The organism is Bradyrhizobium sp. cf659, assembly GCF_900113725.1.
Lineage (GTDB): Bacteria > Pseudomonadota > Alphaproteobacteria > Rhizobiales > Xanthobacteraceae > Bradyrhizobium.
Genome location: NZ_FOQJ01000004.1, coordinates 132843 through 158052 on the forward strand (window position 1 = coordinate 132843; position 25210 = coordinate 158052).

Genomic DNA, 25210 nt, shown 5'->3' on the forward strand with positions numbered 1-25210 from the left:
CATGCGCGACGTTTGGCGCGGTCCTTGAATAAACCAAATCCTGCGGGATCAGCTTGGCAACACCGGCGTTCATCAGTATTAGGTCGTCCACCCGAGGCCGGACGGCCTGTTATTCACGGTGACTGCGATGGCGCCAAAACTTGGTCGCGCTATGTGTCGCGGGTTCTAGGAGGATTTTTTCGTGCAAGAGACGGGCGTGCGCAACGGTGCCTTCGGCGCCGACAAATTCGGCTTAAAGAAGCTCAAGCAGGTTCACTGGAACTTGGGTGCGCCGCAACTCTATCAATACTCGCTGTCAGCGGGCGAAGCGGTGCTGTCTGCCGACGGCGCGCTTTGCGCCGACACCGGCGAGTTCACCGGCCGCAGCCCCAAGGACAAGTTCACGGTGCGTGACGCCACCACCGACAAGAAGATGTGGTGGGCCGGCAACCAGTCGATCACCGCGGAGCAGTTCGAGACGCTCTATCAGGACTTCCTCAAGCACGCCGAAGGCAAGAGCCTGTTCGCGCAGGATCTCTACGGCGGCGCCGATCCGGCCTACCGGATCAAGACCCGCGTGTTCACCGAGCTCGCCTGGCACTCGCTGTTCATTCGCACGCTGCTGATCCGCCCCGAGGCGATCGAGCTGTCGACCTTCACGCCCGAGCTCACCATCATCGACATGCCGAGCTTCCGCGCCGATCCGAAGCGCCATGGCTGCAAGTCGGAGAACGTCGTCGCGATCGACTTCGCCCGCAAGATCGTGCTGATCGGCGGCTCCTACTATGCCGGCGAGATGAAGAAGTCGGTCTTCACCACGCTGAACTACTATCTGCCCGAGCGCGGCGTGATGCCGATGCACTGCTCGGCCAATGTCGGCGCCAAGGACGATACCGCGATCTTCTTCGGCCTGTCAGGCACCGGCAAGACCACGCTGTCGGCCGACCCGAACCGCACCCTGATCGGTGATGACGAGCACGGCTGGGGCCCCAACGGCGTCTTCAATTTCGAAGGCGGCTGCTATGCCAAGTGCATCAAGCTGTCGAAGGAAGCCGAGCCGCAGATCTATGCGGCCTCGACCCGCTTCGGCGCGGTGCTCGAGAATTGCGTGCTCGACGAGGACACGCGTGTCGTCGATTTCGACGACGGCTCCAAGACCGAGAACACGCGCTCGGCCTACCCGCTCGACTTCATCCCGAACGCTTCGCGCACCGGCCGCGCGCCGCAGCCGAAGAACGTGGTCATGCTCGCCGCCGACGCCTTCGGCGTGCTGCCGCCGATCGCAAAGCTCTCGCCGGCGCAGGCGATGTACCACTTCCTGTCCGGCTACACCGCCAAGGTCGCCGGCACCGAGCGCGGCCTCGGCAACGAGCCGCAGCCGGAATTCTCGACCTGCTTCGGCTCGCCGTTCCTGCCGCTCGACCCTAGCGTCTACGGCAACATGCTGCGCGACCTGATCGCCCAGCACAATGTCGACTGCTGGTTGGTCAATACGGGGTGGACCGGCGGCAAGTACGGTGTCGGGTCGCGCATGCCGATCAAGGTGACCCGCGCGCTGCTCACCGCAGCCCTCGACGGTTCGCTTCGCAACGTCGAATTCCGCACCGACAAGTATTTCGGCTTCGCGGTCCCGACCGCGCTGCCGGGCGTGCCGAGCGAAATCCTCAACCCGGTCAACACCTGGAAGGACAAGGACGAGTTCGACAAGACCGCCCGCGCGCTGGTCGGCATGTTCCAGAAGAACTTTGCCAAGTTCGAAGCCCAGGTCGACGCCGAGGTGCGCGCGGCCGCGCCTGACGTGAAGCTCGCGGCGGAGTAAGTTCGCATCGTTTGAAATGCGAAAGGGCGGCCGCGAGGCCGCCCTTTTTGTTTTGGGGCACCCGCGAACCACACCATCGGTGTCGTCCCGGCGAAAGCCGGGACCCATACCGCGTGATCCATCGAGGGAGCGCGGCGCAAGTACCAGCGAAGAAATCACCACGAGTCTTCGCCAAACTACTCCCTGTGGTTATGGGTCCCGGCTTTCGCCGGGACGACATCGGGGTGCGAGTTCACGCCTTGAAATACGCAATCTGCGTCGTGGTCGCGAGCAGCCTTCCGTTCGGCGACCACAGCTCGGCGTTCTGGTCGGCATAGCTCTTGTGCATGATCTTCGAATCGGCGGTCGCCAGCACGCGGGTGATGTCCTCGGCCGCGAGCTCTTCGCTGTCGGTGTGAAAATAGGTCGTCAGCGACACCGTGCCGAACGGCACCAGCTCGCGCCGCGCGTGGAAGATGCGGCCGAAGAAGGCGTCCGACATCGACATCAGCGACAGCATGTCGAGCCTGCGCGGGGTGCGGTCGCTGATCCAGAATTTCGAATAGGTGCTGGCTAGCTCGGCCTGCGGCGGGCCGATCCGCATCTCGCCCTCGACGAAGCGGAATTCGTACTGGTTGGCCCAGGACGCCGAGATCTTCGGGAACGGCAGCGTCGCTTCGAACGGCTTTGCGTCCGGGACCGTCGCCACCCTGTGCTCCCAGGACGGCCGGCGCTCGGCGAATACCGCGGTGGCGAGCGTCGCGACCTCACCGCCGCCCTGCGACAGTTCGACGCTCCAGTGCTGGCTGGAGCGGTTGGCCTTCACCAGCCGCACATCCAGGTCAAACGGGCCCTTGGCGATCGGGGCGCAGTAATTGACGGTGACGGCCAGCGGATCGCCGGCGGCTTGCGGATGCTCGATCAGCGCGCGCAGGATGGTCGCGGCGGTGGCGCCGCCGAACGGACCGACAAAGGCCCAGTAATCGTCGCTGGTGTGCCCCTGCCAGCTGCTGTCACCGGCGGTGATGCGGGTGGCGTCGTCGAACGGGTGCGGGAGCTTGGCGTGCATCGGTGGTCCTCGGTGTCTCCCCGACCGTCATTGCGAGCGCAGCGAAGCAATCCAGAGTCTTTCCGCGGAGACAGTCTGGATAGCTTCGCTGCGCTCGCAATGACGGTGTGGTCACGGCGTCCGTATCGCCGGCGCCGCCCTGGGGATGATGACGATCATATCATCATCCTCGTCGCGAGATGCAATAACCTCGCAGATAACGCCGATTTCACGCTGCGGAAAATCAGCCGGCGGCGTCGCGCAGGTTCGGCAGCAGCGGCGTGGTCGGATTGACCGGCACGTTCCAGATTTCCTCGGCATATTCGCGGATGGTGCGGTCGGAGGAGAACCACGCCATGCGCGCGACGTTGAGGATGGAGGCGCGCGTCCAGGCCGGCGCCACCTGCCAGCGCGCATCGACCGCGCGCTGCGCCTCGTAATAGGAATCGAAATCGGCGCTGACCATGTAATGGTCGAGATAGCGCAGCGCGTGCGCGATGGATTCGAAGCGGCCGGGATCGCCGGGCGAGAACTCGCCGGCGCCGATCGCATTGATGGCGCGCTGGAGCTTCGGCGAATTGCGGATCACGTCGGAGGCATCCAGCCCCTGCTTGCGCCGGATCATGACGTCGCCGGCCTCCATGCCGAAGATCGCGATGTTCTCGTTGCCGACATGGTCGCGGATCTCGATATTGGCGCCGTCGAGCGTGCCGATGGTGATGGCGCCGTTCAGCGCCAGCTTCATGTTGCCGGTGCCGGACGCTTCCATGCCGGCGGTCGAGATCTGCTCGGACAGGTCGGCCGCTGGAATGATCACCTCCGCGAGGCTGACATTGTAGTCGGGCAGGAAGACGACCTTCAGCTTGCCGCCGATCGCGGGATCGTTGTTGACGACATCCGCGACGTCGTTGATCAGCTTGATGATCAGCTTGGCGTATTTGTAGCTCGCCGCCGCCTTGCCGGCGAAGATCTTCACCCGCGGCACCCAGTTGCCGTTGGGATCGTCCTTGATCGACTGGTACAGCGCGACCGTCTCGATGACGTTGAGCAGCTGGCGCTTGTATTCGTGGATGCGCTTGATCTGCACGTCGAACAACGCGCCCGGATCGACCTTGATGCCGAGCCGCTCGCCGATCAGCCGCGCCAAGGCCGTCTTGTTGTGATGCTTGACGGCACGGAATTTCCTCTGGAATTCGACGTCGCTGGCGCGCGCTTCAATCAGTGAGAGCTGCGTCGGATCGTCGAGCACGGCCTCGCCGCAGGTCTCGCGCAACAGGTCGGTCAGCTTCGGGTTTGCCAGCATCAGCCAGCGGCGGAAGGTGATGCCGTTGGTCTTGTTGGTGATGCGGCCGGGATAGAGATGGTTGAGATCGTGGAACACGGTCTCGCGCATCAGGTCCGAATGCATCGCCGAGACGCCGTTGATGCGGTGCGAGCCGACGAAGGCGAGCTGGCCCATGCGCACGCGGCGGCCGCTCTTCTCGTCGATCAGCGAGACCGAGGCGCGGAAGTCGATGTCGCCGGGCGCGCGCGCTTCGGCGAGCGCCAGATGCTGGACGTTGATGCGGTAGATGATCTCCAGATGCCGCGGCAACAGGCGCTCGAACAGCTCGACCGGCCAGGTCTCCAGCGCCTCGGGCAGCAGCGTGTGATTGGTGTAGGAGAGCGTGGCGACCGTGATCTTCCACGCCTCGTCCCAGCGGAAATTGTGCAGGTCGACGAGGATCCGCATCAGCTCGGTGACGGCGAGGCTCGGATGGGTGTCGTTGAGCTGCACCGCGACCTTCGACGACAGGCTGCGGAGCTGGCCGTCGGACGACAGATGCCGCTTGACGAGATCCTGGAGCGAGGCCGACACGAAGAAATATTCCTGGCGCAGCCGCAGCTCGCGGCCCGCCGGGCTCTCGTCGTTCGGATAGAGGAATTTGCAGATCGCTTCCGCGCGCGCCTGCTCGGAGCTGGCGCTGACGTAGTCGCCCTTGTTGAAGGCATCGAGCTTCAGCGGATCGGGCGAGCGCGCCGACCACAGCCGCAGCGCGTTGACGTGCTGGCCGCGCCAGCCGACGATCGGCGTGTCATAGGCGATCGCCTGCACGGTCTCGGCCGGATGCCAGATCGCGCGGTCACGGCCCTTGTCCTCGACATGCTCGACGCCGCCGCCGAAGTTGATGTCATAGATCACTTCGGGCCGCTGCAACTCCCAGGGATTGCCGAAGCTCAACCATTCGTCGGGATATTCCTGCTGCCAGCCCTGGTTGATGATCTGGCGGAACAGGCCGTAATCGTAGCGGATGCCGTAGCCGATCGCGGGGATCGAGAGCGTCGCCATGCTCTCCATGAAGCAGGCGGCGAGCCGCCCGAGGCCGCCATTGCCGAGCGCAGCGTCCGGCTCGCATTTGCGCAACTCAGGCAGCGAGACGCCGAGATCGCCGAGCGCGACCTCGAAGATCTTGAGGAGGCCCATGTTGTTCAGCGCGTCGGAGAAGAGACGGCCGATCAGGAATTCCAGCGAGAGATAATAGACGCGCTTGCGCCCCGCGTCGTAGCTGTGCTTCTCGGCCGTGAGCCAGCGATGCACGATGCGGTCGCGCAGCGCGAGCGCCGCGGCCTGATACCAGTCGTGCCTGGTCGCCATGCCGGCGTCCTTGCCGATGGCAAGGCGCAGCTTCGCCAGGATCGCGCCCTTGACGTCAGCCAGCGCGAGTTCGTCGATGGGCTGGCCGGGGGCCGGAAAACTGGGCTGGAACGATTGATCTTGCAAGGCCGTCACTTCCTGGTCGACAGAAACACCACTAACCCTACGCGTCTTGCCTTTGCACCGGAACTGTCGCCGGTGCGGGCGTGCACTGCGCTGGCGCAAATTTATGCAAGGAACGGGCCGATTTGGGAACCCGGACGAGCACGGAGACGCGTGGATTTGCTGTTACAATGGCGGCCGATTCAGCCATCAGTGTGGAGGGGATACCCCATGAGACTGCTGACGCGACTGCTGATCGAAATCGCCGCCGCGGCCCTGCTCGTCGTCTGCATCTCCGCCTCCAGCGCTGCGTTTGCTGCCGGCAAATCCGGCCGCAGCGCCGACGGCTTGAGCTGCAGCTTCACCGTCCCGCAAAACGCAACGCCGGCCGCCCGCTGCGCCGCGATCAAGCGCCAATGCGGCGGCAAGTTTTACGCGAATGCGTGCGGGGACAAGTTGATGTCGGCGGCGAATTGAGGCGGGGAGGGGCGAGGCGAAAACTGCTTCCCCATCGCGGCGAAGGCTCTCACCATCTCGTCGTCCTGGCGAAAGCCAGGACCCATTACCCCGACTGTCAGAGAAGGCCCGACCGGTCATTCCAATCCGGATTTTCTTCCTCGATCAGCTTGATCTTCCAATCGCGTTTCCAGAATTTGAGCTGCTTCTCGCGTGCGATCGCTTCTTGCGGAGTTGCGAACGCTTCGACATGCACAAGGCGAAAGATCTTGTACTTCTGCACGAACTTGGAGCCGCGGCCCGAGCGATGCAGTTCGAGCCGCATGCGAAGATCATCGGTGACGCCGATATCGATCGTCCCGTGATGGCGGCTCGCCAGAATGTAGACGTAGTAGCTGCCTGCGCTCATGGCTCAAGCTCGCAAAGACAACGCTGACCGGGGTAATGGGTCCTGGCTTTCGCCAGGACGACGGTTTCAACAACCAATCCTTCAGCATCGGAACAAATTAAGAACACTTTAGCAAGTCTTTGATATATCGTTGTGATTCGGCGTGTTGCCGATACAACATCTAGCGTCTGTCCGACTTTGCGAGGACTACATGTCCACCATTGCCTTCGACCAGTTTGCCCTCACCCGGATCGCCGATTTCGCGCGCTCGCTGTCGCGGCTGCATCAGGCGGCGCGGCGCCAGAGGATCGATGACGACCAGTTCGACCGCGAGTTCAACGCGGTGTGCCAGTCGATCTGGGGCTACACCATCGACGACATCAGCGACGATCTGTTCTCGGTCGAGGATCATCTGTTCCTCGACACGCTGGACGAAGCGCATGCGCGCATCTTCGCGGCCGAGCAGGGTTATGGCCTCGTTGGCGATCAGGGCATGCTGACCGACTGGTGGGGTTTCTGCTGGATGATCCTGGCCGAGAAGCGCGGGCTGCTGACGCCGGAAAACCGCGCCGCCGCACGCGCGGCGATCGAGGAGAAATATCTGGCGGCGCCGAACGTGATCGGGGTGATTATCGGGCGATAGCCTCGTGCCCCGGACAAAGCGCAACGCGTCAGCGGTGCGCTGCAGAGCCGGGGCCCAGAAGAGCTGGGTCCCGGCTCTGCGTCGCGTCACTTCGTGCCGCGCCGCGTCCGGGACACGAGGTTGAGCTACTCCAGCCCCGCCCGCTTCGCCGGCTTCGCCTGCGTCCTCGGCACGGTCACATCGGGCAGCGGCTCGCGCACGATCTCGGCCGGCGCATCTGCTGCCACCGTCTCTGCACGCACCGGGGCCACCTTCATCTCGCCGAGCCGCGCGCGGACCTGTGCGGTGAGGCCGGGATAGGAGGCGACCGGGGTGAACTCCGCGGTCTGCTCCATGCCGAGGCGGACGCCGGTATAGGCGACGAGGCCGTCGGTGGTGGCGATCACGTCACCGGCCTTCAGCGAAGAATCCAGCGCGAGATCGACCGGGGCGAGACCGACCGGCTCGCGGCCGTTGCAGGTGCAGTCCGCGCGCAGCGCCTTGCGATAGGCGAACGCATTCTCGCTGTCGGCGTAGCGCTCGCCGGTCTGCGAGGCGGCGCCGTCGATCGAGGAGCCGAAATACACCTTTGTCGCGGTGGCAGGACAGAACGCCTGACACATCTGGGCGGGCGAGGCGAGACCGCGCATCAGCGGAAAATATTTGCCGTCGCAGCTGCGCACGCAGAACGCCGGGCCCGAGCCGCCGGCGGCCGCCGCACGTGTCGGCGGCATAAATTGCGGGGTTGCGGGATTCTGCTGGCCGGTGAAGGGATCGACGAAGGAGTTCGCCTGCTGCGGCACCTCGCGCTGCGGCCGCTGTTGCTGCATGCCGCCGAAGAAGAAGTCGAACAGGCCTTCGGCCGAAACCGGGGCGGGAGCTGCAAGCAGCGGTGCTGCCAGGGTGGCGGCCACAAGCATCGTGCGACGCCGCCGGCGCGCATGGGACATGACTGTACGCAATGCTAACTCCACCCGACGCTACTGAACCGGCCAGGACCATCAGGTCTCAGCACATGATTCACCGTAATGCAGGATGGTAAATGAGCAGTTGAGCGGAGGCGGATTCAAGTCGAGGCCGTGACCTCTTCAAGGCCAGGACAGCTTCCGGCGGATCGTTGCTTCCGGGCCACGCCCGGGCATGGACGGCCGGGACTGCATCGCGGCCTCAAGCCTTCAAAAACTCCGACGCCTTGTAGAGCGAGCGGAACGGCAGGCCGGCCGCACCGAAGGTGTCGGTGGCGCCTTCCTCGCGGTCGACCATGGTCAGCACCAGCACCACTTCGGCACCGGTCTCGCGCACGGATTCCACCGCCTTCATCGCCGAGCCGCCTGTCGTGGTGACGTCCTCGACGATCACGACGCGCTTGCCCTGAAGCGTCTCGCCCCTAGGCAGGCCTTCGATCGCGAGCTTGGCGCCGTGCTCCTTTGGCTTCTTGCGCACGAAGAATGCCGCGATCGGATGGCCCTTGATCCAGGAGATCTGCGCCAGCGCGCCGGCGAGCGGCACCGCGCCCATCTCGAGCCCGCCGATGAAATCGAGATTGTCGTCCTTCAGCGCCTCGTAAGTGAGCTCGGCGAGCAGCGTCGCGCCCTCCGGGTCGAGCATGGTCGGCTTGAGGTTGAAGTAGAAATCGCTCTTGCGGCCCGACGCGAGCGTCACCTCGCCGCGGCCGAAGGAGCGCCGGCGGATGATTTCGAACAGGCGGGCGCGGGAGGCTGATTTCGACACGGCGGTCCCTCGGGAGCGTTTTTGGAAGTGGCGGAATCTATCCGCGACGGCCGCGACATTCCAGAGGGAGCGTCCCCCGTCAAGAGGGATCGGCCATCCCGGACCGCCGGTTGTGGGGTCGCAACCTTCTGGAGTAGGTGAGGGCTCAAGCCTCTTGGGGGAAGGAAACGTCGCATGACCATCGAGCTGCACACCTGGAATACGCCGAACGGCCGCAAGATCTCGGTTGCGCTGGAGGAAATGGGGCTGCCCTACAAGGTGATCCCGGTGAACATCACCAAGGGCGAGCAGATGGCGCCGGAGTTCCTGAAGCTCTCCCCCAACAACAAGATCCCTGCGATCGTCGACCCCGACGGGCCGGACGGCAAGCCCGTCAGCATCTTCGAATCCGGCGCGATCCTGCTCTATCTGGGTGAAAAGACCGGCAAATTCCTGCCGAAATCGCTTTCAGCGCGCATTCCCGTCTACGAATGGCTGATGTGGCAGATGGGCGGCTTCGGCCCGATGCCCGGTCAGGTGCACCATTTCATCGCGCTCGAGAACGAGCAGGACCGCGCCTACGGCCTGAAGCGCTACATGGCCGAGACCCGCCGGCTCTACGGCGTGCTCGACCGCCGGCTGGCGGACCGCGACTTCGTCGCCGGCGACCTCTCGGTTGCCGATTTTGCCATCCTGGGCTGGGCCTGGCGCCACCCTCGCCACAAGGTTGAGCTGGCGGATTTCCCCAACGTCAAGCGCTGGTACGAGGCCCTGATGGCCCGGCCGGCGGTGAAGCGGGGAATGGACGCGAAGCTGGATTGATCGAGGAAGCTGTCATCGCCCGCCTTGTGCGCAGTTGCGCACTGGGGCGGGCGATCCAGTATCCAGAGGCAGTGGTAATTGAACCGGGAGGCCGCAGCGTACTGGATGCCGCGCCTTCGCGGGGCATGACAGTGTGCCTCACACCTTCCGCGCTTCCACCGCCATCCGGACCGCAAGCCCGGCCAGCACCGTGCCCATCAGCCAGCGCTGCACCAGCATCCAGCTCGGCCGGTTCGCCAGGAACAGCGCGATCGATCCCGCCGCGAGCGCGATCATCGCGTTGACGCTGACACTGATCGCGATCTGGATCGCGCCCAGCACTACCGACTGCGTCAGCACGCTGCCGGCTGCGGGATCGATGAACTGCGGCAGCAGCGCCAGATACAGCATCGCGATCTTCGGATTGAGCAGGTTGGTGACGAAGCCCATCGCGAACAATTTGCGCGGGCTGTCGATCGCAAGCGTCTTCACCTGGAACGGCGAACGCCCGCCCGGCTTCACCGCCTGCCAGGCCAGCCAGAGCAAATAGCCGGCGCCGGCAAAGCGCAGCGCGTCATAAGCAAAGGGAATGGCGAGCAGGAGCGCCGTGATGCCGAACGCCGCACACAGCATGTAGAACACGAAGCCGAGCGCCACCCCGCCGAGCGAGACGATGCCCGCGGCGGGCCCCTGCGTGATCGAGCGCGAGATCAGGTAGATCATGTTCGGTCCCGGCGTGAGCACGAGGCCGAGGCAGACGAGGGCGAAGCCGAGCAGGGCGGGGGTGTGGGGCATGGGTGAACCGGTGCGGGAGACGGCACCGTTCTAATATGCGCCGCGCCGCCGGGCCATCGCGCAATTGCTCGGAGGACAATTGGATACAGTGCGGCGAACGCGGTGCGCTCCCTCGCCCCGTTCTTACGGGGAGAGGGTTGGGGTGAGGGGCCTCTCTCCACATGCGAGATCGCCGAGAGACCTGTACCCCCTCACCCGGATCGCAAGGGCGATCCGACCTCTCCCCGCAGGCGGGGAGAGGTAAGGAAGAAATCAATGCGCCTCGTCCCAATTATTCGCCGCGCGCGCATCGACGTGCAGTGGCACCGAGAGCAGCACGGCCGGGAACGGTGCGTCCTGCATGACGTGCTGCACGACCGGCAGCGTCGCCTCGACCTCGGCGTCCGGCACCTCGAAGATCAACTCGTCGTGCACCTGGAGCAGCATCTGCGCCGACAGCTTCTTCTCGGCGAGTGCGTCCTCGACCCGCGTCATGGCGCGGCGGATGATGTCGGCGGCGGTGCCCTGGAGCCGCGCGTTGATCGCGGCGCGCTCGTTGAAGGCGCGCACCGAGGCATTCGAGGCCTTGATGTCGGGATAGTGGCACTTGCGGCCGAACAGCGTGGTGACAAAGCCGTGGCTCCGGCAGAAGTCCCGCGTCTCGTCCATATAGGCGCGGATGCCGGGGAAGCGCTCGAAGTACTTCTTGATGTAGGCCGAGGCCTCCTCGCGCGCGATGCCGAGCTGGTTGGCGAGGCCGAACGCCGAGATGCCGTAGATGATGCCGAAATTGATCGCTTTCGCGCGGCGGCGGATCTCGCTCGGCATGCCCTTGATCGGCACGCCGAACATTTCCGATGCGGTCATGGCGTGAATGTCGAGACCGTCGCGGAACGCCTGCTTCAGCACGGGGATGTCGGCGATCTCCGCCAGCAGCCGCAATTCGATCTGCGAATAGTCGGCGGACACCAGCTTGTGCCCGGGCGTCGCGATGAAGGCGCGGCGAATCTTGCGGCCGTCCTCGGTGCGCACCGGGATGTTCTGCAAATTCGGCTCGTTCGACGACAGCCGGCCCGTCGTCGTCGCGGCCAGCGCGTAGGTCGTGTGCACGCGATGGGTCTGCGGATTGACGTAGGTCGGCAGCGCGTCGGTATAGGTCGATTTCAGCTTGGAGACCTGGCGCCACTCCAGAATCTTCTTCGGGAGGTCGTGGCCCTGCTCGGCGAGCTCGTCGAGCACCTGCGCGGTGGTCGACCACGCGCCGGTCTTGGTCTTGGTGCCGCCCGGCAGGCTCATCTTGCCGAACAGGATGTCGCCGATCTGCTTGGGGCTGCCGACATTGACCGGCTCGCCCGCGATCTCCTGGATCTCGGCCTCGACGCGCGCCGCGGTCTGGGCGAAATCGCCGGACAGCCGCGACAGCACCTGGCGGTCGATGGAGATGCCGCGCCGCTCCATGCGCGCGAGCACCGCGACCAGCGGCCGTTCCAGCGTCTCGTAGACCGCGGTCATGTGCTCGGCGATGAGGCGCGGCTTCAGCACGCGCCAGACGCGCAAGGCCATGTCGGCGCCTTCCGCCGACAGCGGCGCGGCCTTGTCGATCGGCACCTGGTCGAACGTGATCTTGCCCTTGCCGCTGCCGAGCAGCTCGCCCTCCTTCAGCATGGCGTGGCCGAACCAGCGCTCGGCGAGCGATTCCAGCCCGTGCGAGCCGCGGCCGGCGTCGAGCACGTAGGAGATCAGCTGTGCATCGTCGGTGTTGCGCAAGGTGATGCCGTGCTGCGCCAGCATGACGGCGGTGAATTTGGCGTCGAAGCCGATCTTGAGGATGCCCGGTGATTCCAGCACCGGCCGCAGCGCCTCGATCGCGTCGGCATGCTTGACCTGGTCGGGCGCGAGGCCCGCATCGAACAGGCCGGCGCCGCCGCCCGACTGCCTGTGCGCCAGCGACACGTAACACGCATCGTTCGGCGCGAGCGCCAGTGCAACGCCGCAGAGGTCGGCCTGCATCGGATCGATCGAATTTCCCCGGATCTCGAGCGCGACCTGGCCGGTATCATGGATGCGCGCGATGAAGGCGTTCAATTCGGCGAGCGTCTTGATGGCCTGGTATTTGGCGCGGTCGACCGGAAGCTTGCGCAGCGCCTCTTCGCGCGCGGTGGCGAGCGAGATCGGCGCGCCCTTGATGCTGGCCGACTTGTCGCCTTTGTCGCCGCCCGTTGCCGTCGCGGCGGGGGTAGCGAAGAGATCGCCGGAGGCCTCGGACGGTTTGGCTTTCGCCGCGCCGTCGCCGCCCCTGGCGCCGCTGCTGTTCGACGCATCGGCATCGACATTCGCCGGATCGATCTGCGAATAGTCCGCGACGCGGCGCGTCAGCGTCGTAAATTCCATCGCCTTCAGGAAGGCGATCAGCTTGCGCGCATCGGGCTCGTGGACGGCGAGGTCGTCGAGCGGTACCTCCAGCTCGACCTTGTCGTCGAGCAGCACGAGCTTGCGCGAGATCCGCGCCTTCTCGGCGTTCTCGATCAGCGCCTCGCGGCGCTTGGGCTGCTTGATCTCGGTGGCGCGGAACAGGAGCTGCTCGAGGTCGCCATATTCGACGATCAGCTGTGCCGCGGTCTTGATGCCGATGCCGGGCACGCCGGGCACGTTGTCGGTGGAATCGCCGGCCAGCGCCTGCACCTCGACCACCTTCTCCGGCGGAACGCCGAACTTCTCGATCACCTCGGGAACGCCGATGCGGCGATCCTTCATGGTGTCGTACATCGTGATCTTGTCGTTCACGAGCTGCATCAAGTCCTTGTCGGAGGACACGATGGTCGTGGTGGCGCCGCGCTCGGTGGCCTGCCGCGCATAGGTCGCGATCAAATCGTCGGCCTCGAAGCCGCCCTGTTCCAGGCAGGGCAGGTCGAAGGCGCGCACGGCCTCGCGGATCAGCGCGAATTGCGGGATCAGATCATCGGGCGCGGGCGGCCGGTGCGCCTTGTACTCGGGATAGATCTTGTTGCGGAACGTGACTTCCGACTTGTCGAACACGATCGCCAGATGTGTCGGGCGGTTGTCCGGCGGCATGTCGCGCAACAGCTTCCACAGCATGTTGCAGAAGCCGAGCACGGCATTGACCTGCAAGCCGTCGGACTTGCGGTTCAGCGGCGGCAGCGCGTGGTAAGCGCGGAAGATGTAGCCGGAACCGTCGACCAGGAAGATGTGGTCGCCCTTGCCGGCCGCCTTCGCCGCCACCGGTTTGGCAGCAGGCTTGTCAGCAGTGGATTTGCTGTCGGCGGCCGTCTTGGGCGCGGCAGCCTTGGTGTCAGCTTTGGCGGTGGTCTTCGGGGATGTTTTGGGCATGGCCGCAATGTATGAATTTTTGCGGGCTTTGACAGCCTTGAACATTGGGTATTTCGGGCGATTCCCACACCTCATCGTCGTCCCGGCGAACGCCGGGACCCATAACCACAGGGAGAAGTTTGGCGATGACTGGCAGTTGAATGATTAGGCCGTGGTATGGAGACCGTGATCCATCGATAAATCACGCGGTATGGGTCCCGGCGTTCGCCGGGACGACGGTAGAGAGCGTCGCCCAGCTACTCCGCCGCCTGCAACACCGGCGCTGCTTTCTTTGGCGCGATCCAGAATGAATCCGGCCGTTCGAACAGGAAATTGGCACCGAGCCGCAGGGCCAGCTGCCAGATCGCGAGCGAACCGAGCACGCCGGCGATGGTGACGATCAGCGACACCGTGCCGATGTCGGGAATGATTCCCGTGCGCAGCAGCAGCGTGCGCGTTGCCGCCATCGGCAGGAAGAAGGCGAGATAGATCACGATCGAATGCTCGCCGCAGAAGCGGAAGAAGTTCAGCCATTGCGCGCGCGCGAGCAGCGTGCCCATGGTGATGATGGCGCAGGCCCCTGCAAAGCCGAGCACGAGTGAGACGATCTTCCATTCGCTGGCGCCGACTGCGACGAGGCCGGCGTTGACCAGCGCCCAGGTCGCGAGTGCTGCGAGTGCGGGCGCAGGATGGTTGCGCGCGCGCTCCGACAGCGCGAACACGTAGGGCGCGAACAGGTAGCCGGAATAGAAATAGACGAAGCGTGCGCAGAACTCGTCGATCGCGGTCCAGCCGGTCGTGATGCGTGCCGTCTCCAGCGCGGCGGCGATGAGCCAGATCGCGAGCGGCGGGACGCGCCGTGTCAGTTTTGTGACGACGAAGAAGACCGGCAGCAGGTAGATGAACCAGAGCGTGCCGAACGGCTCGATGAAGGATTCGAGATATAAGAGGCCTACCTCGCGCCAGCTCGTCTGCGCCGCGAAGGCGGGCGCCTTGAAACCGAACTGGATTGTCACCCAGACGACATAGAAATAGGCGAAATGCACCACCTTGCGGTCGAGATAGGTTCGCCAGTCGCGGTCGATCACCAATGACAGGAACAGGCCCGAAATCAGGAAGAAATCCGGCATCCGGAACGGCTTTGCGAAGGCCACGGCGACATGCATGAAACCGGTCTCGCCGGCGGCGAGCTCGACCCCCAGCACCGAATGCATCATCACGACCATGACGATGCAGATGCCCTTGGCATAGTCGACCCAGTCGACACGCGCGGCAGCCGGGGGCTTGAGTCCCCCGCTCGCGGCGATTGTGCCGGTTGCTGTCATGGTGTCCCTTTTCGAGCCTTGTTCCGCCCGGTGCTGTCCGGGCGCGAGGCAGTGTGGGGCCTTGCGGCTTACGATTTCTTTACCGGTACAATTCGCGTGCCGGTTTTTGCGCGCGGACGGTTCCCTCACGTCAGGAAAATGCTAAACCGCCCCGAGTTGGGGTTTCGTTAACCAAGCCAAAACAGGGTTTTTCATGCGAATCGCGATGATCGGAACGGGCTATGTGGGACTGGTGTCCGGAGCCTGCTTTGCGGATTTCGGTCACGACGTCACCTGCGTCGACAAGGACGAGAAGAAGATCGCGGCGCTCCATCGCGGCGAGATCCCGATCTACGAGCCCGGGCTCGACGAACTGGTCGCGAGCAACGTCAAGGCCAAGCGGCTCGACTTCACCACCGACCTGTCCAAGCCGGTGGCGGATGCCGATGCCGTCTTCATCGCGGTAGGCACGCCGTCGCGCCGCGGCGACGGCCACGCCGATCTGTCCTACGTCTACGCCGCCGCACGCGAGATCGCGCAGTCGCTGTCCGGATTCACCGTCGTGGTGACCAAATCGACCGTGCCGGTCGGCACCGGCGACGAGGTCGAGCGCATCATCCGCGAGACCAATCCGTTAGCCGACGTCGTCGTCGCCTCGAACCCCGAATTCCTGCGCGAGGGCGCCGCGATCCGCGACTTCAAGTTTCCCGATCGCGTCGTGGTCGGCACCTCCGACGAGCGCGGCCGCAAGGTGATGGGCGACATCTATCGCCCGCTGTCGCTGAACCAGGCGCCGCTGATGTTCACGGAACGCCGCACCGCCGAGATGATCAAATACGCCGCGAACGCGTTCCTCGCGACCAAGATCACCTTCATCAACGAGATCGCGGACCTTTCCGAAAAGGTCGGCGCCAACGTGCAGGAGGTCGCGCGCGGCATTGGCCTGGACAACCGCATCGGCACCAAGTTCCTGCACGCAGGTCCCGGCTTCGGCGGCTCGTGCTTTCCGAAGGACACCAAGGCGCTGATCAAGATCGCGCAGGACTACGATGTGTCCCTGCGCATCGTCGAATCCGTGCTGGCCGTCAACGAGAACCGCAAGCGTGCGATGGCGCGCAAGGTGAGCCAGGCGCTCGGCGGCTCGCTGCGCGGCAAGACCATCGCCGTGCTCGGCCTCACCTTCAAGCCCGACACCGACGACATGCGCGATGCGCCGTCGATCCCGCTGGTGACCGGCCTGATCGACATGGGCGCGAAGGTGAAGGCTTTCGATCCCGTCGGGATGGAGCAGGCCAAGGGCGAACTGCCCAGCATCACCTATTGCGAGGACGCCTATTCCTGCGCGCAAGGCGCCGATGCGCTCGTCGTCGTTACCGAATGGGTCCAGTTCCGCGGCCTCGATCTCGACCGGTTGAAGAGCCTCATGGCCCAGCCCGTCGTCGTCGACCTGCGCAATATCTACAGCCCCGAAGACATGCGCGCGGCCGGCTTCACTTACGAGAGCGTCGGCCGCCCGTCGGCGCAGGGCTGATAGCCACATATGATTGTCATACCCCGCGAAGGCGGGGTATCCAGTAATCTGCGATCTTCGTGATAACCGGGATCCGAGTTTACTGGATCACCCGCATGCGCGGGTGATGACGGAAGCGAGATTTTGCCCCGCAACTTCGACACGCCCCTCCCGATCGATGCCGTGCTCGACGATTTGTCGCGCACGCTCGAGGCACACAATGCTGCCGTGCTGGTGGCGCCGCCCGGCGCCGGCAAGACCACGCGCGTGCCGCTGGCGCTGCTCGATGCGCCCTGGGCCAAAGGCAAGAAGATCATCGTGCTGGAGCCGCGGCGCATCGCCGCGCGCGCCAGCGCCGACCGCATGGCCAAGTCGCTCGGCGAGCGGGCAGGGGAGACCGTCGGTTACCGCGTCCGTTTCGGCTCGAAAATATCGCGCGCGACACGCATCGAGGTCGTGACCGAAGGCATCTTCACCCGCCAGATCATGGACGATCCCGAGCTCTCCGGCGTTGCCGCCGTCCTGTTCGACGAATTCCACGAGCGTTCGCTCGACGCCGATCTCGGCCTTGCGCTGGCGCGCGACGCGCAAACCGGCCTGCGCGAGGATCTGCGCATTCTCGTGATGTCGGCAACGCTCGACGGCGCCCGCGTCGCAAAGCTGCTCGGCGAGGCGCCCGTCGTCGAAAGCGAGGGCCGCGCCTTCCCGGTCGAGACGCGCTATCTCGGCCGCAAGGCGGATGCGCCGATCGAGCGGCAGATGGCGGATGCGATCGCGTCTGCGCTCCGCGCCGACAGCGGTTCGGTGCTGGCGTTCCTGCCCGGCGCCGCCGAAATCCGCCGCACCCAGAATTTTCTGGCTGAGCGCGTGCAGGACGCCAGTATCGAGATCGTGCCGCTGTTCGGCGCGCTCGATGCCGCCGTGCAGGATCGCGCCATTGCGCCCGCGCCGAAAGGTACCCGCAAGGTGGTGCTGGCGACCTCGATCGCGGAGACTTCGCTCACCATCGAAGGCGTGCGCATCGTGGTCGATTCAGGTCTTGCCCGCGTGCCGCGCTACGAGCCCGATATCGGCCTGACGCGGCTCGAGACCGTGCGTGCCTCGCGCGCGGCGGTCGATCAGCGCCGCGGTCGCGCCGGCCGCACCGAGCCCGGCGTCTGCTACCGGCTCTGGGACGAGCCGCAGACGGCTTCGCTTGCGCCCTACACCCAGCCGGAAATCCTCAGCGCCGATCTGTCCTCGCTGGTGCTCGATCTGGCGCAATGGGGCGTCGCCGATCCCGCTGCGCTGTCGTTCCTCGACCCGCCGCCGCAGCCGGCCTGGAAGGAAGCCAAGAGTCTTCTCAGTGAGCTCAACGCGCTGGACGGCGACGGCCGCATCACCGCGGAGGGCAAGAGCCTGCGCGCGCTGGCATTGCCGCCACGGCTGGCGCGCATGATCGTGGATTCGCATCGCGCATGCAGCGGCGAAGCCGCCGCCGAGATCGCTGCCATCCTCACCGAGCGCGGGCTCGGCGGCGACAGCGCCGATCTCGAGCACCGGCGCGACCAGTTCCGCCGCGACCGCTCGCCGCGCGCGTCGAGTGCGCGCGACCTCGCCCGGCGCTGGGCCTCGCAGGTCGCAGCGTCGGAGAAGGCGGGGCGGCAGGAGGATCTCTCGACCGGCCTGATGCTCGCCTACGCCTTCCCGGATCGCGTCGCGCGCAATCGCGGCAATGGCAGTTTCGTGCTTGCCAACGGCCGCGGCGCTGCCGTCGAGCAAACCTCGTCGCTCGCCCGCGCGCCCTATATCGCGATCGGCGAAATGACGGGAACGGCCGCGAGCGGGCGTATCCTGCTCGCCGCGCAAATCACCGAGGACGACATCGAGCGGCATTTCGCCGAGCATATCGAGACGGTCGACGAGATCTCGTTCGACCGCGGCGCGATGGCGCTGCGTGCACGGCGCAAGCGCGCGCTGCATGCGATCACGCTCTCTGAAGCTACGCTGGCTGTGTCGCCGTCGGAGGAGACTGCGCGCATCTTCGCCGATGGGCTGATCGCCGCGGGCCTCGACCGGTTGCCCTGGTCGAAGGCGGCCAAACAATGGCGCGACCGCGTGATGTTCCTGCGCAAGGCCGAAGGCGACAGCTGGCCCGATCTGTCGGACGACGGGCTGATCGCGCGGCGCGACGACTGGCTGGTGCCCGCGCTCTACGACAAGATTGCGCTCAAGGATATCTCGGCCGGCGATCTCTCCGATGCGCTGATGGCGCTGCTGCCGTGGGAGATGCGCGCGCGGCTCGACCGCGAGGCGCCGACGCATTTCGAGGCACCGACCGGCACCGTGCTTGCGATCGACTACGAGGCCGAGCAGGGCCCGACCATCGCGGTGCGGCTCCAGGAGCTGTTCGGGCTCAACACCCATCCGTCGGTGGCGGCCGGCAAGGTGCCGCTGGTGCTGGAATTGCTGTCGCCGGCGCAGCGCCCGGTGCAGGTGACGCGCGATCTCCCGGGTTTCTGGCGCGGCAGCTACGCCGCGGTGCGCTCCGACCTGCGCGGCCGCTACCCGCGCCATCCCTGGCCGGAAGATCCGGCGAATGCACTGCCGACCCGGCGGGTCAAACCGCGCGGCACCTGAGAAATCACGAACCCGCATTAACCGTCCGCTCATCCTTTTCGTCAAAATGGCAATGGCCCGGCCGCAGCGTCGCTCGCGGACGGTCGTGTCGCGTGGTGAAATCGAGCTTTCCGGCTCGGAAGTGGTGTGATGCGTAACATAATGATCTTCGCGGCCATCATGATCGGCCTCGGCACCTTCATGGCGCAGATGGCGGACAGGATGAGCTCCGCTTCCGCCACATCAGCGCCGCGCACGACGGTCGCGGTCGCCGCCACGGCGCCGGCCGGTGGCCGCAGCCTCGCCATTGGCCGCGACGGCCGCGGCCATTTCCAGACCGAGGGCCGGATCGAAGGCCAGCGCATCGGCTTCATGGTCGACACCGGCGCCTCCGTCGTCGCGCTGAACGAGACCTCGGCCGCCCGCTTCGGCCTGCGTCCCTCGCGAAGCGAATACAACGCCACCGTCTCCACCGCCAACGGCACCATCAAGGCCGCGCGCACCCGCATCGCCATGCTGGAGGTCGGCGGCCTCGTCGTGCGCGACGTCGAGGCCATGGTGCTGCCGGATGAGGCGTTGTCGGAAAACCTGCTCGGCCTCTCCTTCCTGTCCCGCCTGAAGCGCTTTGAGTACGCCAACGGCCAGATGGTGCTGGAGCAGTAAGGGCCTCCCGAAGGCTCCTGCGACCGTATATTTCAAAAAACGTCTCTGTTTCGACTGCTCTCGCGGTCAGATTTTCCCTGTTACCAAACTGCCGCAATTATAAGCCACAAGCTGCCATTCCCGCCTTCCGCTGCGGCCTGGCATTCGCTAAGGCTGCATCAGATTCCTGCCCCCCTTTCACGAGACCGTCTCAATGTTTCCCAAGCCGAAATCCGTCTTGTTGCCCAACACCTACGCCTTCGAATCCGAGCCGATGGTGAAACCTACGGGTTTTCGCGAATACGACGCGCGCTGGCTGTTCCAGAAGGAAATCAACCTGATGGGGATCCAGGCGCTCGGCATGGGGCTGGGCGCGCTGATCGCGGAACTCGGCGTCAGCCAAGAGATCGTCACCGGCCATGATTTCCGCGGCTATTCGGCCTCGATCAAATACGCGCTGATCTCCGGCCTGATGGCGGCGGGGTGCAAGGTGCACGACATCGGGCTTGCGGTGACGCCGATGGCCTATTTCGCGCAGTTCGATCTCGACGTGCCCTGCTGCGCGATGGTCACGGCCTCGCACAACGACAATGGCTGGACCGGCGTGAAGATGGGCGCCAACCGCCCGCTGACCTTCGGCCCGGACGAGATGACGCGGCTCAAGGAGATTGTGCTGGGCGCCGAGTTCAAGAACAAGGCTGGCGGCTCCTACCAGTTCCACGAGAATTATCCGGCGCGCTACATCGCCGATCTCACCAGCCGTCCGAAGCTGACGCGCAAGCTCAAGGTCGTCGCGGCCTGCGGCAACGGCACCGCCGGCGCATTCGCGCCGCAGGTGCTGGAGGCGATCGGCTGCGAGGTGATCCCGCTCGACACCGAGCTCGACCACACTTTCCCGAAGTACAATCCGAATCCTGAAGACATGGAGATGCTGCACGCGATCCGCGACGCAGTGCTGCATCACAAGGCCGATGTCGGTCTCGGCTTCGACGGCGACGGCGACCGCTGCGGCGTCGTCGACAACACCGGCGAGGAAATCTTCGCCGACAAGGTCGGCGTGATGCTGGCGCGCGACATGTCGGCGATCCACAAGGACGCGCAGTTCGTCGTCGACGTGAAGTCGACGGGCCTCTACATGACCGATCCGGTGCTCCAGAAGCAGGGCGCCAGGACCGCCTATTGGAAGACCGGTCATTCCTACATGAAGCGCCGCACCAACGAGATGGGCGCGCTCGCGGGCTTCGAGAAGTCGGGCCATTTCTTCTTCAACAAGCCGTTCGGCCGCGGCTATGACGACGGCCTGGTTTCGGCGATCGCGATCTGCGAGATGCTCGACCGCGCCCCCGGCAAGTCGATGGCCGACCTGAAGAACGCGCTGCCGAAGACCTGGTCGTCGCCGACCATGTCGCCGCATTGCGCCGACGAGGTCAAATACGGCGTCATCGACGCGGTGGTGAAGCACTTCGAAGGCTTGCAGGCCAAGGGCGCCAAGATCGGCGGCCAGGCGATCCGCGACCTCGTCACCGTCAACGGCGTGCGCGTCACGGTCGAGGACGGCAGCTGGGGCCTGGTGCGCGCCTCCTCCAACAAGCCCGAGCTCGTGGTCGTGGTCGAGAGCCCGGTCTCCGAGCAGCGCATGCACGACATGTTCGAGATGGTGAACAGCGTGCTGCGCACGCATCCCGAAGTCGGCGAGTACAATCAGAAGATCTGAGGTGCGACCGCGGCGAAGGTCTGCTCCCTCTCCCCGCAAGCGGGGAGAGGTAAGGGCCATCGCCGGCGAGCGCTCAGCCTCCCGGCGGGCCGAACAGGGCGCGGAGCTTCGCGCCTGCCCCCCGGGCCTTCCAGGCGTCGTCCAGCATCGCGATCCATTCGCCGAGGGCGATCCGGATCGGATTGAAGGACGGCGTGCCGCCGACCAGGCCGAAACGGAGCGGCTGGTCGGAGGGCCGCTCGGCGAAGGTGCCGAACAGGCGGTCGAACACGATCAGGATGCCGCCGTAGTTCTTGTCCAGGCACGGCGCGTTGCAGGCGTGGTGCACGCGATGATGGCTCGGCGTGTTGAGCGCCCATTCGAGCACGCCGAGCTGCGGCGCGAAGTCGCTGTGGATGAAGAACTGGTAGAACAGGTTGATCCCCAGCATTGCGACGATCGCGAGGGGATGAAAACCGATCAGCGCCAGCGGCAGGAAGAACAGAAAGTTGCCCGAGATATTGCCGGTCCAGCCGAGCCGGATCGCCGCCGTCAGGTTCAGCCGCGTCGTCGAGTGATGCACCGCATGTGTCGCCCACATCCAGCGAATGCGATGCGAGGCGCGGTGCTGCCAGTAGTAGAGAAATTCGCTGCCGAGGAACAATCCGGCGAGCGCGAGCGGGCTGCCTTGCGCGAAGTCGAACAGACGGTGCTCGTACAGGAACGCAAAGGGCACGGCGAGAAGTCCGGCCTCGATCGCGCGCAGCACGTTCTGTCCGAGCGCAACACCGAACGACGCCACGCTTTCGCGCCAGTCGTGGGTCTCGCGATGCGCGAGCCGGCCGATGCCGTATTCCAGCAGCATCAGGCCGATCGCCGTTGCCAGGATCACGCGCCTCAGCGTCGGATCGAGCAGGAGTGAGGCGTAGCCCACGGCACCCTCCTATTTCGGCGCGACGCCGGCGCTGACCGCGCCGTCCCTCAGCGCCTGCGCGCGGGGCAGCGTTTGTGCGCAGGCTGGGGTGAGCTGGCCGGCGTGGGATTGCAGGCAGGCGAGGATGCGACCGCCCCCCGGCGCGACGTCGCTGCAAAGGCGGTCATGGTCGGCGCGGCAGGCCTGCATGACGGCCCTCGCTTCGCTGCGCATTTGCGGCGTGATCTGGGTTTGCAACTGGCTCTGGGCGAACGCGGATGTTGAGGCGGCGACGCCGAGGGCGACGATGATTGCGGCCTGCGGGATTGAGAGGAGACGGAAGGTCGATGGCATGGTGTTCATCCTTTCTGATCTGGCGAGACTGGCCGCCGCCGCGTGGGGCGGACGCGGCGGCGGCCCGACCCGCGGCTCAGCGCGAGATCGTGCCGGTGCGGGTGTAGGTGTTGCCGGCCGGGCCGGTGCGGGTGACGTTGCGCGTGCAGCTGCCGTTGGCGCAGCTTCCCGTCGCGGTGACGCTGGAGGTGCCGCGCGGCCCGGTGCCGGTCGCCGTCCGCGTCCAGGCATTGGCGTCAGCCGCCGCGGCCACCGACAGGGCACCGATGACGAGGGAGGTGAGGAAGAATTTGTTCATGGTCGTCGTCTCCTTGTGGGGCTGCCGTGAGCGGGAGCCATGCGCAGGAGACTGCGACCGCGGCGTCTGCGCGGCATTGCCGGGGCGAAACGATTGTTGTGGCTTTGTTGGGCGCAGGTAACAGTATGTAACAACGGCGCTCGCACCCTTGCGCGGCGCGTACCGTCGTCCAAAAATGCGGCGATGAATGCGCATCCGGCCACGATTCTCATGGTGGAGGACGATCCCGAGATCAGCCGCCTCGTCGCCGACTTCATGCGGCGCGAGGGGTTCGAGGTCGCCTGCGTCGGCGACGGCAAGGCGATGGACGCGATGCTCCAGCGCGTGCGGCCCGACCTCATCATCCTCGATCTGATGCTGCCGGGCGAGGACGGCCTGTCGATCTGCCGCCGGCTGCGCGCCGACGATTCCCTCCCGATCCTGATGCTGACCGCCAAGAGCGACGAGATCGATCGTGTGGTTGGCCTCGAGATGGGCGCGGACGATTATCTCACCAAGCCGTTCGGGCCGCGCGAACTCTTGGCGCGCGTCCGCGCCATCCTGCGCCGCGCCAATGGGGCGGCGGCAAAGCCACTGATCCGGCGCTTCGCGTTCGACCGCTTCGTCGTCGATCTCGATGCGCGCAGCGTCGACACGATCGAGGCCGAGACGCCGGAGCTGCAATTGACCAGTGCCGAATTCGACCTGCTCGGTTGTTTCGTGCAACGGCCGCGTCGGGTGCTCACGCGCGATCAGATCCTCGATTGGACCCGCGGGCGCTCGGCAGAGCCGTTCGATCGCACCGTGGACATGTTGATCTCGCGGCTGCGCAAGAAGCTCGATGGCGCGAGCCCCGGCTCCAACCTGATCACCACGGTGCGCAACGGCGGCTATCTGTTCACCGCGACCGTCAAGCAGGTGTCGTGATGCTGCGCGTGACACTGGCCGCGCGGCTCGCTCTGATCGGACTGGTCGGCTTCACCGTAGTGACCACTGTGGTCGTGGCGATCTTCTACCGGACGACCCTCCGAGAGAACGAGCTGACACGGCCTTCGCCGGCGCGGCTCGACGTGCTGGCAACGCTGCTCGAGCGCACGTCGGGCGATGCGCGGCAAGCCGTCCTCGACGCGGTGTCGTCACCGCAATTCATGGTGCGGATCGTGCCCTCGGCTGCGCCAGTCGGCGGCGAGACGCCGTCCCAGCAGCAGCAATTGCGCGAGACTTATGCGGCCGGCCTTGCGGGCCGTTCCGTGGAGATCGTGTCGCCGCCCGAACATCGCGCCGACCGGCTGTTTCCCCGCATCGCACGGCTGATGGCCAACGCGGTCGAATTCCGCATCGGTCTGCGCAGCGGCGATCTGCTGGTCATCGATGCCTATACTCGCCTGCCGGTCACCCCGTTCGGCCTGCCTGTCGGCTTCGGCGCGGGCCTGTTCGGCTCGATTGTGGCGCTGCTGGCGTTGCTCGTCATGCAGCGCGAGACGCGGCCGCTGGCGCGGCTCGCCGCGGCGGTCGATCGTGTCGACCTGTCGACCGATCCGCCGCCGCTGCCGGACGCACGGCGCAGCGCGCCGGAAATCCGCGCCGTCATCGCCGCGTTCAATCGCCTGCAGGGCCGGCTCGCGGAGATGTTGCGCGCGCGCATGACGCTGGTCGGCGGCATTGCCCACGATGTCAGGACTTTTGCGACGCGGCTGCGGCTGCGCGTCGAGCAGATCCCGGACGACGCCGAGCGGCAGCGGGCGGTTGCCGATATCGACGACATGATCCGGCTGCTCGACGACGCGCTGTTGTCGACGCGGGCGGGCGCCGGCGGCCTGTCGCAGGAGATGGTCGAGCTTGCTGCGCTGATCGCCGTCGAGATGCACGACCGCCGCGTTCAGGGCGCCCCGGTCGATCTCGTCACGGACGAACATGTGCGGAAGGCGGTCGTGCTCGGCGACCGGCTCGCCTTGCGCCGGGTCCTCGCCAACATCATCGACAATGCGCTTGCCTACGGCCGTGCAGCGCATGTGCGGATGTCCCTGAAGGACGGTGCTGTGCTGGTGTCGGTCGAGGACGAGGGACCCGGCATTCCCGCCGATCAGCGGCAGACCGTGCTGGAGCCGTTCCACCGCCTGGAGAAATCGCGCAATCGCACGACCGGCGGTGCCGGTCTTGGCCTCGCCGTGGCCCGCAACCTGGTCGAGGCCAATGGCGGAACGATCGAGATCGGCGCGGCCCCGAACGGAGGCACGCGCGTCAACGTTACCCTGCCGGTCTTTCAACCGGGCTGAAGC

At 65.7% G+C, this 25210-nt stretch carries 21 protein-coding genes; 10 read left to right on the plus strand and 11 right to left on the minus strand.

The annotated features are described in order from the left end of the window. The first annotated feature begins 181 nt into the window (after positions 1–181). Positions 182–1798: a phosphoenolpyruvate carboxykinase gene (locus BM118_RS19705; protein WP_092187160.1), complete on the plus strand. Its 1617-nt coding sequence runs from the start codon at positions 182–184 to the stop codon at positions 1796–1798. Positions 1799–2030: 232 nt separating this feature from the next. On the opposite strand, the gene BM118_RS19710 is transcribed toward BM118_RS19705, so the two are convergent. Then, complete coding sequence (locus BM118_RS19710) at positions 2031–2846, minus strand: acyl-CoA thioesterase (RefSeq protein ID WP_092187161.1); 816 nt, start codon at positions 2844–2846, stop codon at positions 2031–2033. A gap of 223 nt (positions 2847–3069) precedes the next feature. Further along, the gene (locus tag BM118_RS19715; RefSeq protein WP_177234469.1) at positions 3070–5586 is read right to left on the minus strand and encodes a glycogen/starch/alpha-glucan phosphorylase; all 2517 of its coding nucleotides are present in this window, start codon (positions 5584–5586) and stop codon (positions 3070–3072) included. A gap of 207 nt (positions 5587–5793) precedes the next feature. On the opposite strand from BM118_RS19715, the gene BM118_RS19720 reads away from it, so the two are divergent. Further along, on the plus strand, positions 5794–6039 hold the full coding sequence (locus BM118_RS19720) for a hypothetical protein (protein ID WP_092187163.1): 246 nt from the start codon (positions 5794–5796) through the stop codon (positions 6037–6039). A gap of 97 nt (positions 6040–6136) precedes the next feature. On the opposite strand, the gene BM118_RS19725 is transcribed toward BM118_RS19720, so the two are convergent. Further along, complete coding sequence (locus tag BM118_RS19725) at positions 6137–6427, minus strand: GIY-YIG nuclease family protein (protein WP_092187164.1); 291 nt, start codon at positions 6425–6427, stop codon at positions 6137–6139. A 190-nt stretch (positions 6428–6617) separates the two neighbouring features. On the opposite strand from BM118_RS19725, the gene BM118_RS19730 reads away from it, so the two are divergent. Continuing rightward, a complete protein-coding gene (locus BM118_RS19730; protein ID WP_092187165.1) occupies positions 6618–7049 on the plus strand; it encodes a hypothetical protein in 432 nt (143 codons plus the stop codon). Between the two features lie 125 nt (positions 7050–7174). Here the strand turns inward: BM118_RS19730 and BM118_RS19735 are convergent, their stop codons facing one another. Beyond that, entirely contained in the window at positions 7175–7948 is a 774-nt protein-coding gene (locus BM118_RS19735) for a DUF2865 domain-containing protein (protein ID WP_177234470.1), read from the minus strand. A gap of 247 nt (positions 7949–8195) precedes the next feature. Continuing rightward, a complete protein-coding gene (pyrE, locus tag BM118_RS19740) occupies positions 8196–8759 on the minus strand; it encodes an orotate phosphoribosyltransferase (protein WP_027547500.1) in 564 nt (187 codons plus the stop codon). Positions 8760–8933: 174 nt separating this feature from the next. Here pyrE and BM118_RS19745 point away from each other — a divergent pair, with 174 nt between their 5' ends. Further along, on the plus strand, positions 8934–9560 hold the full coding sequence (locus BM118_RS19745; RefSeq protein ID WP_092187167.1) for a glutathione S-transferase family protein: 627 nt from the start codon (positions 8934–8936) through the stop codon (positions 9558–9560). Positions 9561–9698: 138 nt separating this feature from the next. Here BM118_RS19745 and BM118_RS19750 read toward each other — a convergent pair whose 3' ends face one another. The 3 genes from BM118_RS19750 to BM118_RS19760 form a co-directional block, all read right to left on the minus strand. Next, the gene (locus BM118_RS19750) at positions 9699–10334 is read right to left on the minus strand and encodes a LysE family translocator (RefSeq protein ID WP_092187168.1); all 636 of its coding nucleotides are present in this window, start codon (positions 10332–10334) and stop codon (positions 9699–9701) included. A gap of 252 nt (positions 10335–10586) precedes the next feature. Then, the gene (polA, locus tag BM118_RS19755) at positions 10587–13661 is read right to left on the minus strand and encodes a DNA polymerase I (protein ID WP_092187564.1); all 3075 of its coding nucleotides are present in this window, start codon (positions 13659–13661) and stop codon (positions 10587–10589) included. A 236-nt stretch (positions 13662–13897) separates the two neighbouring features. Next, positions 13898–14965 carry an acyltransferase family protein gene (locus BM118_RS19760; RefSeq protein ID WP_092187169.1) on the minus strand — a complete coding sequence of 356 codons (1068 nt, stop codon included), beginning with the start codon at positions 14963–14965 and terminating at the stop codon, positions 13898–13900. A gap of 193 nt (positions 14966–15158) precedes the next feature. Between BM118_RS19760 and BM118_RS19765 the strand changes: the two genes are divergently transcribed. The 4 genes from BM118_RS19765 (at position 15159) to BM118_RS19780 (ending at position 21408) form a co-directional block, all read left to right on the plus strand. Next, complete coding sequence (locus tag BM118_RS19765; RefSeq protein WP_092187170.1) at positions 15159–16475, plus strand: UDP-glucose dehydrogenase family protein; 1317 nt, start codon at positions 15159–15161, stop codon at positions 16473–16475. Between the two features lie 123 nt (positions 16476–16598). Then, complete coding sequence (hrpB, locus tag BM118_RS19770) at positions 16599–19073, plus strand: ATP-dependent helicase HrpB (protein ID WP_177234471.1); 2475 nt, start codon at positions 16599–16601, stop codon at positions 19071–19073. Between the two features lie 129 nt (positions 19074–19202). Continuing rightward, positions 19203–19715 (plus strand): TIGR02281 family clan AA aspartic protease, encoded by a 513-nt coding sequence (locus tag BM118_RS19775; RefSeq protein ID WP_177234472.1) that lies wholly within the window; start codon positions 19203–19205, stop codon positions 19713–19715. 193 nt (positions 19716–19908) lie between these two features. Further along, on the plus strand, positions 19909–21408 hold the full coding sequence (locus BM118_RS19780; protein ID WP_092187172.1) for a phosphomannomutase/phosphoglucomutase: 1500 nt from the start codon (positions 19909–19911) through the stop codon (positions 21406–21408). A gap of 73 nt (positions 21409–21481) precedes the next feature. On the opposite strand, the gene BM118_RS19785 is transcribed toward BM118_RS19780, so the two are convergent. The 3 genes from BM118_RS19785 to BM118_RS19795 form a co-directional block, all read right to left on the minus strand. Continuing rightward, on the minus strand, positions 21482–22321 hold the full coding sequence (locus BM118_RS19785) for a sterol desaturase family protein (RefSeq protein WP_092187173.1): 840 nt from the start codon (positions 22319–22321) through the stop codon (positions 21482–21484). 9 nt (positions 22322–22330) lie between these two features. Then, positions 22331–22654 (minus strand): cysteine rich repeat-containing protein, encoded by a 324-nt coding sequence (locus BM118_RS19790; protein WP_092187566.1) that lies wholly within the window; start codon positions 22652–22654, stop codon positions 22331–22333. A 76-nt stretch (positions 22655–22730) separates the two neighbouring features. Then, positions 22731–22952: a hypothetical protein gene (locus tag BM118_RS19795; RefSeq protein ID WP_092187174.1), complete on the minus strand. Its 222-nt coding sequence runs from the start codon at positions 22950–22952 to the stop codon at positions 22731–22733. A gap of 183 nt (positions 22953–23135) precedes the next feature. Between BM118_RS19795 and BM118_RS19800 the strand changes: the two genes are divergently transcribed. Both BM118_RS19800 and BM118_RS19805 read left to right on the plus strand, forming a co-directional pair. After that, positions 23136–23858: a response regulator gene (locus BM118_RS19800; protein WP_092187175.1), complete on the plus strand. Its 723-nt coding sequence runs from the start codon at positions 23136–23138 to the stop codon at positions 23856–23858. Next, a complete protein-coding gene (locus tag BM118_RS19805; RefSeq protein ID WP_092187176.1) occupies positions 23858–25207 on the plus strand; it encodes a sensor histidine kinase in 1350 nt (449 codons plus the stop codon). The genes BM118_RS19800 and BM118_RS19805 overlap by 1 nt, the downstream gene beginning before the upstream one ends. Positions 25208–25210 lie beyond the last annotated feature (3 nt).